This is a genomic window from Rhodothermales bacterium, assembly GCA_013002345.1.
Classification (GTDB): Bacteria; Bacteroidota; Rhodothermia; order Rhodothermales; family JABDKH01; genus JABDKH01.
Genome location: JABDKH010000117.1, coordinates 1 through 10776 on the forward strand (window position 1 = coordinate 1; position 10776 = coordinate 10776).

At 58.9% G+C, this 10776-nt stretch carries 9 protein-coding genes; 2 read left to right on the forward strand and 7 right to left on the reverse strand.

Annotated elements, in window-relative coordinates; translation table 11 throughout:
• A partial coding sequence (locus HKN37_05865) for a hypothetical protein (protein ID NNE46167.1) occupies positions 1–450 on the forward strand: 450 nt, incomplete at its 5' end.
• 149 nt (positions 451–599) lie between these two features.
• On the opposite strand, the gene HKN37_05870 is transcribed toward HKN37_05865, so the two are convergent.
• The 6 genes from HKN37_05870 to HKN37_05895 all read right to left on the reverse strand — a co-directional run bounded on the left by HKN37_05870 (position 600) and on the right by HKN37_05895 (position 7812).
• Positions 600–2594: a T9SS type A sorting domain-containing protein gene (locus HKN37_05870; protein NNE46168.1), complete on the reverse strand. Its 1995-nt coding sequence runs from the start codon at positions 2592–2594 to the stop codon at positions 600–602.
• Between the two features lie 428 nt (positions 2595–3022).
• The gene (locus HKN37_05875; protein NNE46169.1) at positions 3023–3397 is read right to left on the reverse strand and encodes a hypothetical protein; all 375 of its coding nucleotides are present in this window, start codon (positions 3395–3397) and stop codon (positions 3023–3025) included.
• A gap of 72 nt (positions 3398–3469) precedes the next feature.
• Positions 3470–5176 carry a solute carrier family 26 protein gene (locus HKN37_05880; protein NNE46170.1) on the reverse strand — a complete coding sequence of 569 codons (1707 nt, stop codon included), beginning with the start codon at positions 5174–5176 and terminating at the stop codon, positions 3470–3472.
• 77 nt (positions 5177–5253) lie between these two features.
• Positions 5254–6711: an MBL fold metallo-hydrolase gene (locus HKN37_05885; GenBank protein NNE46171.1), complete on the reverse strand. Its 1458-nt coding sequence runs from the start codon at positions 6709–6711 to the stop codon at positions 5254–5256.
• Positions 6712–6762: 51 nt separating this feature from the next.
• Positions 6763–7245, reverse strand: coding sequence for a YeeE/YedE family protein (locus HKN37_05890; protein NNE46172.1), 483 nt, complete (start codon positions 7243–7245; stop codon positions 6763–6765).
• A 9-nt stretch (positions 7246–7254) separates the two neighbouring features.
• A complete protein-coding gene (locus tag HKN37_05895; GenBank protein ID NNE46173.1) occupies positions 7255–7812 on the reverse strand; it encodes a YeeE/YedE family protein in 558 nt (185 codons plus the stop codon).
• Positions 7813–8187: 375 nt separating this feature from the next.
• On the opposite strand from HKN37_05895, the gene HKN37_05900 reads away from it, so the two are divergent.
• Positions 8188–8517 (forward strand): helix-turn-helix transcriptional regulator, encoded by a 330-nt coding sequence (locus HKN37_05900; GenBank protein NNE46174.1) that lies wholly within the window; start codon positions 8188–8190, stop codon positions 8515–8517.
• Here HKN37_05900 and recJ read toward each other — a convergent pair.
• Positions 8501–10228 (reverse strand): single-stranded-DNA-specific exonuclease RecJ, encoded by a 1728-nt coding sequence (gene recJ, locus HKN37_05905; GenBank protein ID NNE46175.1) that lies wholly within the window; start codon positions 10226–10228, stop codon positions 8501–8503. The two genes, HKN37_05900 and recJ, sit on opposite strands and share 17 nt — an antisense overlap.
• Between the last annotated feature and the right edge of the window lie 548 nt (positions 10229–10776).

The window sequence follows — 10776 nt, forward strand, 5'->3', positions numbered from 1 at the left end:
GCGATATTCTATCATCCGGCGAGCACGGCCGAAGGTTCGTACCGGGCTCGGGCCGCAATCTATCTGTTCCCGCCAGGAGAACGGAATGAGGGCTTTGGACTGTTCGTCGGCGGGCAGGATCTCGAAGGGGATGATCAGAAGTACCTCTACTTTCTTCTCCGCCGCAGCGGTGAGTTCCTGGTCAAGACCCGAGCAGGAGACGAGACCAGCGTGGTACATCCATGGACAGCGAGCGATGCGATCATCCCGTACACAGACACCACGGAGGGTACCGTTCATAACGTCCTGGAAATCCAGTCGACTACGGATCGGTTGACGTTTTTGGTCAACAGCACCGAAGTCGCGAGCGTACCGCGTGCCGACCTCCCCGCAGATGGCATTGTGGGCCTGCGCGTCAATCACGGTCTCAACCTGCACATCGACGATTTCAGCGTTGAAGACCTCGACTGAGCTGACCCGCCTTAAAAACAAAAAGCCCAGCCTTACGGGGCTGGGCTTTCAAAGGAGCATCAACCGCTAATAGTCAAAGATAATTGAGCGGTGAGCTCGTAGATAAGTATCGGTCGATCTCCGGAATCTTTAGCGGCTCGAACATTTTTTCATCGGAGAAGAATCAGTCTTTGAGATGCCCGCCCTGCTTCACATTCGAGGATATAGTAGTACACGCCTGAGGACAGGTCGCCGGCGTGCCACTCGACCTGATGATGTCCGGACGGCAGATACCGCGGCGGCAGCCTGTCGACCAACTGTCCCTGCACATTGTAAACGTCAAGCCGCAGCGTAGTCGCCCGGGGAAGCGAGAAAGAAATCGTTGTAGACGTGGCGAACGGATTAGGATAGTTCTGATACAGGGTAGTGACTACGGGCTGTTCCGGGATGGCGTCTACCGTTACGACAGGGATGATCGCGTTGAAGACACCATCTCCGTCGGTCGCTGCAAACAATTCGTGCGTGTCGTTTCCGGAATTCAGGTACGCGAGCGACCGGACGAACCGATTGTCGAGCCCTTTATCCAGATGCATCCAGGTAGTGTCCGGTGTCTTTCTGGCGAAGACGCCGTCGCCGAATGTGGCTGCGTAAACAGTGCCGTTGGCTCCGCGCAGGATGGAGGTGACAAAGCGACTCTGGAGTCCGTTCTTCTCCCATGTTGTCCCCCCGTCGGTCGAGCGAGCCACTCCATCGGGAGTGCCGACGAGAAGTCCCTCATCGCGATCGATGTGGATGGAGAAGACACCCGCCCGAACTACCTCGTCTGTGATCGAATCCCACGTCTCGCCACCGGATACACTTCGAAAGAGACCGGTACTTGTCCCCGCGTAGGTGAGTCCGCTCTCATCCATGGCCAGGCTCCAGATGACATGGCCATCGAGACCGACTCTCTTCCACGTGATGCCGCCATCCTCAGAGCGGAGCACGCCGTCGCCCTCGGACCCGGCGAGGACACGGCGCCTCTGAACCGCCAGTGACCGGATGGGGGCTCGCGTCCACTCGTCTCCCGGGTCTTTGTTTGTAATCGTCCACGAACGACCATCGTCGTCAGACTCGAACACGCGTCCCGCGATGCCGCCTGCAAACTGATGTCCACCATCGGATACGACCGTATAGACATCTTCATGATGTCGATCTGTCGGCACCCATTCCACGCCGCGGTTGCTGGACCGGAGAAGTCCGCTCTCATACGTTGCTGCGATAATGGTGCCGCCGGTGGTCGTCGCGAGCGAGAAGACGTAGCTTCTGGGGATTCCCATGAGCCGCCAGTCGTAGTCGGGCCCCTTTGATCTGTAGATGCCTGTTCGGGTGCCAATCCATACGTCTCCGTTGATGCCCGCGGTGATAGCGGTTACGGTCCCGCCTTCGAGACCCGTGGAGCGCCACGTTCCGGACGCCTCGTCGAACGCGTAGATTCCGTGTCCGTGCATGCCCACGAGGAGCTGGCCTCCCGGAAGAACGGCCACCGTCCAGACTTTCTGGTTGGGCAGGCCTTCAGCGATCCGGGTCCACGCACCTTCTCCCTGGTAGTTGCGAGCCACGCCGCCCACCCAGCCGGCAGCGACAATCTCGCGGCGGGATGCAGCAACGAATCGCAGAGCGCCCAGCGGAGAGCCGCCGTCGAAGCGCGACCACGTCTGGCCGCTGTCTGTCGACAGAAAGACTCCGTCGCGGCGGCATGCAGCGTACGCTGTCTCTCTTGTACCAAACGCAAGTGACCGCACGTCGAGATCGGTGAGCCCATCATTCGAACTGTGCCATGTTGTCTCGTCACGCAGAGCGAATACACCGGATCCGAATGTGCCGGCGAGTATCGCGCCCTCTCCATTGCCGATGAGCGATTGCACACGAGAATCAGCGAGGCCCGTATTGAATCCATCCCACGTCTCGCCACGGTCGGTCGACAGGTAGACTCCATCTCCAAAGGTGCCAGCGAGAAGTCGACCCCGGTGGTCGATCACGAGTCCGCGAATATCCGTGTCTATCAACCCGAGTTGCTTCCACGAGTGGCCATCGTCGTCCGATCGATATATACCTTCCTCGAATGTGCCGGCATAGACCGTACCATCGATTGCTACGGCAATGGCGCTCGTGTGCGCGGCCATGGGGCCGTTTGTTCGAGTCCAGCTCGATTGCCCTGCTGCGTCTAGAGCAAGCTCGGTGAAGATCACGCACGCAACGAGGATCCCGAACAGCAAGCAGATTATTGTGCCGCGGGAGTCGCGGTGGTGCGGTGGGTCCGAGCAATCAAACCGGCATCGAGGCGGCTGCAACGGATCATAGCGCGACGACTGATGCCCCGGTTCTCCAGTTCTGCCAGATCGATGGTGTGCCGCAGTCATGTTTTTGGACCGCGAAGGTTAATGAGTGCGCGTCCGAGCCGTCTCTGTGTCTATATACCCAGATCGTGCCGTCGCCCATCAGTAGGTATGGAAGTGTGGATCAGAATATCAAGTCAAAATCGCGCAGGCAGCAAACGGGGCAAGCGCCGTGCGACACTTGCCCCGAATGATCGATCCACGTTGAAGCCGGCTCAGCTTGGCATTGCGGCCCAGGACGTACAGTGACCGCCGGGAGTCACCGGTCCCTTCAGGATCTTGCATGCGCCACATGCGGACGCGCCTTCCGGTAGGATATACAGTTGGCAGTTGTCGCAGCGCTTGTCGGGGATATCCGTCACCTCGACGTACTGCAGGGCTCCTCGCATCTGCTTCTCCTGATCGGTCAGTCCTGTCAGGTCGTTGCAGGCACCCGCGGCGGCGGCATCCGAGGCTGCTGCGGGTACGTCGGGCGTCGCCGCTTCTTTGCCGCCGCAAGCGGCAAGAAGTGTGCTTCCACCGACGGCTGCCATGCCGAGGGCCGACGCGCGAAGGAAGAAATCTCGTCTTGAAAGGTCGTTGCTATTCATCTTTTTCGTTGTTTTCTGGCACGTTGGCTGGTGTAAGCTAACCACGTCGTGGCAATTGGCAAAGCGCGCGGCCTACGGGCTGGCCGTTGTCGTGTCAGCAGGCCCTGCCGCTCGAATGTGCGACTGTGCGGCTTCAACGGCGTCGTGAATGGTAGCATGGAAGTTCGCAGCTCCCACGCGATCCTCAAGGCCGGCCTTCACCAGAACGTCCCGAACCGGCCCTTTTGCGCCTGACACGTAGAAGCGAACCGCCCGGACCTCCAGGACTTCCAGCACCTCCGCGACGGCATGCAGAGCCGATGAGTCGAGCTTGTTTACCGGATACATGTCGAGAACGACGGCCCGTATGTCCGGTCCTGCACCCTGCAGTCGGTCCTTGACGTGTTCCGTGTTTGCGAAATACAGCGAGGCATCAATACGAACGACAAGTACACCCTCGGGGGCCACCGCAGTCGGATTGCGGTCCACGTTCTTGTAGGTCTGGGAACCGGGAAGTCTTCCAAGCACCGCTGTGTAGGGTCGAGATGACTGGTACACGACGACAATCAATGATGCAACTACGCCGACGAGGATACCTTCCTCGATCCCGAGCATAAGTGTCGCAACGAAAGTCAGGAGCATCAGGAAGAAGTCGCGTCTGTCGACCTTCCACAGAAACACAGCCTCTTTGAAATCGATCAGTCCCATCACGGCCACGATGATGATGGCTGCCAGGGCGGCCTTCGGCATGTAGAAGAAGAGAGGAGTCAGGAACAGCAGCGTGAGCGCAATGATCAATGCGCTCACGAGCGATGCGACCGTCGTCTTCGCGCCGGCTTCCGCGTTGATGGCCGTCCTGGAGAAACCCCCGGTCGTAGGAAAGGACTGAAAGAAGGCACCGGCGATGTTTGCGACCCCGAGTCCGATGAGTTCCTGATTGGCGTCGATCCGGTAGCGATTACGCGAAGCAAATGATTTTGCAACGGCTATCGACTCCATAAAGCCTATGAGCGCAATGACCATGGCCGTAGGTGCCAGCGCAGCAATTTCGGCCGTCGTGAATGTCGGCAGTCCGAATGATGGCAACCCTTCCGGTACCGCTCCGACTATGGCCAGTCCGGCTTCATTCGCAGACGTCAGCCACACGGCGAGTGTAGCTGCGACGACCGCAAACAGCGCTCCCGGCAGGGTTCGCTTCCATCTTCGGATGGCCACCAGGATCACAATGCTGGCGACACCGATGATGACGGCGGCTGGATGGACGTCGGCACTCTGTCGGATGGCGCTCCACACGATTTCGTGCACAAAGTTGGAGCGAGGAATCTCTACACCAAGAAGATTCTTGATCTGACTTGATGCGATGATGAGTGCCGCGGCGGACGTGAATCCCGACAGCACCGGGTGTGAAAGGAAGTTTACCAGGAAGCCAAAACGGATAGCCCCGAGCAGGAATTGAATGGCGCCCACCATGAGGGCAAGGATAACAGCGAGCCGGATGTAATCGGCGCTGTCCTGCGGGGCCAGGGGTGCGATCCCTGCGGCAACAAGGAGGGAAACCATCGCGACGGGTCCCACCGCGAGCTGCCTCGACGAACCGAACAGTGCATATCCGATAAGCGGCACGAGCGCGGAATACAGCCCGTAGATCGGTGGCAATCCGGCGATCAGGGCGTATGCCATCCCTTGAGGAATGAGCATAACACCAACGGTCACGCCAGCGAGAACGTCACTCTTGAGGGTGGTCGCGTCGTATGCGGGAAGCCATGTCGCCGGCGGGAAGAAGCGGCGGAGAAGCTCCATATGGATTCACCGTGGGTACGTTGCCGGCCAGAGCACAAACGGGGACGACCTCAAACGGATCGTCCCCGTCGGGTTCGTCAACCGGTTGTCTCGAGTTCCGGTGAGCCGGTCACAACCTCACCCATCTGGGCCCAGTTGGTCCATTCGTCGTTGACCAGCGAGACGGTCCGGCCGGAACGAGAGAGGAGAGAAGCGGCTGATGCCGCGCGAGCTCCTGTTCCGCAGTGCACGAGGAGCTTGCGGTTCTTTGGCAGCTCGTCACAGCGGAGAAAAAGACGTGTGTGAGCAATATTGAGAGCGTTTGGCACGTGTCCTTCCTGGTATTCGGAGATACCACGCACGTCAAGTACGTCCACGTCTCCAACGTTGCCATGAGCCTTGACCGAGTCGAACTTCACTTCCTCGATGCTGTGAAGCTTGCCGTGTGTTTCGTCGTACACGAGCAACGTATCAGGCGTTGCATAGCCTGCGACTTCATCGAGCCCGATGCGGACGAGTGATCGTACGGCGTCCATCAGTTCACTCTCCTCGACCACCAGATAGATCGGCACTCCCTCATCCACGTACGATCCGGCGATGGTCGGGAACGTCTTGTTGAGCGGTGCAAAGATGCTTCCCGGCAGGTGGCCGGCCATGAACGCTGTTCTGTCGAGCCGGGTGTCGAGTACCGCGATGTCGGTCCGGTCCGAGAGCTTGACGAGCTCGCGGGCGGTAAGGAGCTGCGGTTGCGGTAGCGACCCCAGAACGGGAGGCCCGATCTTGTTATCGCGTTTCATCCGCGCGAAATACATCGGCGGCTCGGGCTGGCCCTCCAAAATGTAGTTGACGAAGTCCGCTTCGCCTTCGATGGCGGTCTGGATCGCTGCGTTGAAGCGTCGTTCGTACCCTACTGTCGTCTCCGGAACGGCGCCGAGAGCTTTGCCACATGCGGAGCCGGCGCCGTGGCCCGGCCATATCTGCATATAGTCAGGCAGCTTCAGGAATTCCTGCACAGAAGAATGGAGGACCCTGGCCGAGGGCTCCATTGCGCCCTGGACGCCGGCGGCCGACTCGAGCAAGTCGGGTCGACCCAGATCTCCGACGAACACGAAGTCACCGCTGGCCATTCCCATCGGTTCGTTCGCTCCACCACCAAGATCCGTCACCAGAAAACTCAGGTGTTCCGGCGTATGCCCGGGCGTGTGAACGGCACGAAGTTCGATGTTTCCGATTTTGAAGGCGTCGCCGTCTTTCAACAACGTGTAGTTGTAGTCACCCTTCTTCACCCACTCGTACTTCCAGTCTGCGTCGCCCTCGTCGGATAGGTAGACGTGAACATCATGCTGCTCGGCGAACTCGCGCGAGCCGGAAAGGAAGTCCGCGTGGATGTGTGTCTCGGTGACGGCCACGATCTCGAGGCCCTCGCCAGTTGCAATCTTGACGTACTGATCGATGTCCCGCTCAGGGTCGATCACGATAGCCTCTCCAGTGGCCTGACAGCCGATCAGGTATGCATACTGGGCCAGCTTTTCGTCAAATACCTGTCTGAAAAACATGATTGGTCACACGATTTGTAAGAAATAAGAAAACAATGCTCGGGTGCACTTCTAGTGCGGCAATTTTGGCCTGAGCGCGGAATAGGCCCACGTACCGGCGAGGGCGCTCAACAATGTGACGACCATCACAAGAACGCCGTTACCGATGAGCGCGAAGATCGGGCCCGGGCAGGCTCCCGTGAGTGCCCAGCCGAGTCCAAAGATGGTGCCTCCGATCCAGTAGCGATATCCTTTGCCCAGCATCTTCGGGGGGATGGAGATCTCGCTGCCTTTGAACGTCTTTGCGTTTGTCTTCTTGATCAGAAACACGGACAGCGCTGCGACGACTACCGCAGAGCCAATAATCCCATACATGTGAAACGCTTGAAAGCGAAACATCTCCTGAATTCGAAACCAGGAAATCACTTCGCTCTTGGTGAACACGATACCAAACGCGATGCCCACCAGAAGATATTTGAGAAGGCCGTCACGAGCCGGTTTGAGGACAGAATCCGCCGTTCCCGCCACCGCCTGCTGAGAGTCTGAAACTTGCATGCTGCTCACCTACAGAAGGATGGGGAGAATGAAGAACGTGGCGATCAATCCGCCGACGAAGAAACCAATCACGGCAATCAGAGACGGCAACTGCAGATCCGCGAGACCCGAAATAGCATGCCCCGACGTGCAGCCGCCTGCATAACGCGATCCAAACCCGATGAAGAAACCGCCGAAGACGATCATGATGATCCCCGGTACGGACGCGAGTCCGGACCAGCTGAATATCTGCTCGGGCACCAGTCCGCTGAAATCCGAAATACCGAGCGCGGCAAGATCTGACCTTGTGGCCTCGGAGATAGCGATCGGATCCGGGTTGTTCAGAAACGTGTGAGCAAGGAAGCCACCGATCAGGACGCCTATGATGACGGTCATATTCCAGATGCCCGCTTTCCAGTCATACTTTAGAAACTCGATGTTTCCGGGAAAGGTAGCGGCACACATGTGTCGGAGGTTCTCCGAAATGCCAAACTGGCGGTTACCCATGAGAAGTAGCGCAGGTACAACGAGGCCGATCAGGGGGCCCGCCACGTACCATGGCCACGGCTGGGACAGAAATTCAATCATAACGCTGGGCTATCATCAAAATGGTGATTCAAGAATTCGGAGTTATTCCTTTATCGGAATAAGGTTCCGGGATGATTCAAGGAACTACCGCACGGTCGCTGGACCTGCGAATGTACCATAAGCTGAAGACTGCGAACCGCGCCTGACAAATTCAATATCAGGTTTCCCTGTGTAGACGTGGTGTTGACCCTCGCACCCAAAAGGGGTATAGCGCAGAAATAATTGCGGTTCCGGTCGCATCTTCAAGGGTGCACCACTTCGTACAAGGTCGACGGACCTGTCAGTGCACCCGTTCTATGCCCGGCACCGAGCCTGGCAGGATCATTCCGGCCCACCCATCATATTACTCGCAACGAATCTATCGCGGTTATTGTCATGGCAGGTCGGCTTGTGCCCCAGAGGCTAATAGAAGCAGCTGCAGAGCGGTTCCGGATACTCTCGGAGCCCGTGCGCCTGGTGCTACTGAACCATCTCAACGCCAATGGAGAGATGAGTGTGCAGCAGCTGGTCGAAGCGACCGGCCAGCGGCAGTCCAACATCAGCAAGCATCTCGCTCAGATGGCTCACGCCGAGATGCTGGAGCGGCGGCGAGATGGGCAGCACGTTCTTTACCGGGTGATTGACCCGACGGTATCTGCCCTTTGCCTACTTGTGTGTGGCCAGCTGCAGTCGGCCGCGGACGAGTCGACTACGTTTGTAGCCTGACATCCTTCGCCTTTAGCTGAACGGCACGCGTTCCTTTCCAGACGCGCTCCTCAACATTGAACAGCATCTCGAGAGGTTCACCACTCTCGCGACTGTGCATCACGGCGTCCAGTCTGTCAACGAGCCCGAACCCGATCACATCCAGCGGCCGGCCGCTATCTTGCCTGACACTGAATTTGAGGTGGCTGTCGTCCCGACCGACCGACCGCGGACGCCCCACGACCTGCAGATCGGAGGACCTGAACACCGGGTTGCGGTTCGAGGGGCCGTACGGTTCAAACTGAGTGAGGAGCGCCAGAAATCTCCTGTCTACCTCGTCCAGCGCCAGAGTCGAATCATAGTTGATGGACGGGATGAAGCTGTCCGCAGAAGCGAGCTCGCCAACGGCGGCATTGAAGCGCTCGCTGAATTCTGCAATTCTCTCGGTACGGATCGACAGCCCGGCCGCGTAGTTGTGACCGCCGAAGTCCTCGACGAGGTCTTCGCAGGTCCGGATCGCTTCGTAGATGTTGATGCCATGGATGGAGCGTGCCGAGCCCTTCGCCACACCGTTCACTGTTGTGAGCAGGATCGTAGGCCGGACAAACCGTTCAACCAGTCGACTGGCAACGATTCCGATGACGCCGGGATGCCACTCGGCTTCGTGCAATACGATCCCGTTGACGTCCTGCCGGGCAAAAAGAGCTTCCGCTTTCAGCACCGCATCGTCGACCGTTTCCCGATCGATCGCTTTTCGCCGGTCATTCGTCTTCTCCAGGATAGCGGCGAGGCGGTCTGCGTCACGATCGTCCTCCGCAAGCATCAGGTCAACCGCGCGGCCGGCGTCGCCCAGACGACCAGCGGCGTTGATACGCGGTCCGAGGGCGAAGAGGATCTGGGATGTCGAACACGTTGAAAGATCAGCGCCGGCGTGGCGCGCAAGGGCGCGAAAACCGGTCGATGGGTTCGTGTGCAATTTGTGCAGCCCTTCCCTCATCAGGACTCTATTCTCACCGTCGATAGGGACGATGTCACTGGCGATGGACACGGCAACGAGGTCAAGGAAGCCACGAACCTCCTCTTCGGCTTCACCCAGGGTGGCCGAGGTTGCCTGGGCAAGCTTGAACCCGATGCCGCAGCCGGACAGTTCGTCGAAGGGGTAGCTGCAATCCGGACGTTTGGGATCGAGGACGGCGACCGCCTCCGGCACCTCGTTCTTGACCGTATGGTGGTCGCAAATGATAAGATCGATCCCGAGGGATTTCGTGTACGCCGCTTCCTCAAATGCGGTGATGCCACAGTCAAGTGCGATAATGAGTGAGGCGCGACGTTCGCGAGCCACGTCGATTCCGGCGGCGCTCAACCCGTATCCGTGGTCGACACGATGTGGCACGAAGTAGCTTACATCGACACCGCGCCGGCGCAGGAATGCCGTCATGAGGGCCGTGGCCGTCGTTCCGTCGACGTCATAGTCCCCATACACCATCACGCGTTCACCACCCTGAATTGCACGAACAACGCGGTCTACCGCTTTGTCCATGTCTTTCATCAGAAAAGGATCGAGGATGTCTGCAGACGAGGGCCGGAAGAAGTGTCGTGCCTTCTCGTAGGAATCGATGCCTCGAAGAACGAGAGCACGGGCCAGGGGCAGGGGGATGTCGTTCAGCTGGGCGCTAAGTTGCTGGACCAGGTCGGGGTTATCGGGTTGGCGGAGGCGCCATTGAAAATCCATCCGTAGGGAGTTTGTGCCGTCGCGAGGCTGCAGTGAGTGGGAGGGGTGTGGACCGACCGCCAAGATACGCAGGGCCGGTGCGCGATGTTGAGGCAGGAGTGCGGACTCTATTGATCAAACTGAAGCGAGAGAATCCGCTCGCAGTTCATCATCGAATCCGGCGTCGGCTGGGGGCGGTCTGAGTGGTCGTGCTATGGGCAGACGGCGCCGTAATCGGTCGACTCCTCTACAAGAGCCCTCGCAATCTCGGGGGGAATCATCGCGGCCCCACCCGAATCAGCTCTGCGTTCAGGGCTCCCCTGAAGGGCGGTCAGAGCCTGGGGACCATATAGCGGACGTGCTGCCGGGGGTGCGGAATCCATCGATCCACGTTAGGACCGCCACGTGCGAGAAACATTGTCATCCGCCGACAGGTTGACCACCGTTCGCACTTCACCTGACGGTCTGCCGTGTGTCCCGGCTTCCCACGAACGCTTTTCTCATTCTGGCGGCACTGTGGCTGATGATGTTCTCTGCCAGCGCGCAGGTGATCATCGTTGCCCCCATTC

Coding starts and splice junctions, on each gene's coding strand:
- HKN37_05900 (NNE46174.1), top strand. CDS start 8,188: ATGGCAGGTCGGCTTGTGCCCCAGAGGCTAATAGAAGCAGCTGCAGAG.
- HKN37_05875 (NNE46169.1), bottom strand. CDS start 3,397: ATGAATAGCAACGACCTTTCAAGACGAGATTTCTTCCTTCGCGCGTCG.
- HKN37_05885 (NNE46171.1), bottom strand. CDS start 6,711: ATGTTTTTCAGACAGGTATTTGACGAAAAGCTGGCCCAGTATGCATAC.
- HKN37_05880 (NNE46170.1), bottom strand. CDS start 5,176: ATGGAGCTTCTCCGCCGCTTCTTCCCGCCGGCGACATGGCTTCCCGCA.
- HKN37_05895 (NNE46173.1), bottom strand. CDS start 7,812: ATGATTGAATTTCTGTCCCAGCCGTGGCCATGGTACGTGGCGGGCCCC.
- HKN37_05870 (NNE46168.1), bottom strand. CDS start 2,594: ATGGCCGCGCACACGAGCGCCATTGCCGTAGCAATCGATGGTACGGTC.
- HKN37_05890 (NNE46172.1), bottom strand. CDS start 7,245: ATGCAAGTTTCAGACTCTCAGCAGGCGGTGGCGGGAACGGCGGATTCT.
- recJ (NNE46175.1), bottom strand. CDS start 10,228: ATGGATTTTCAATGGCGCCTCCGCCAACCCGATAACCCCGACCTGGTC.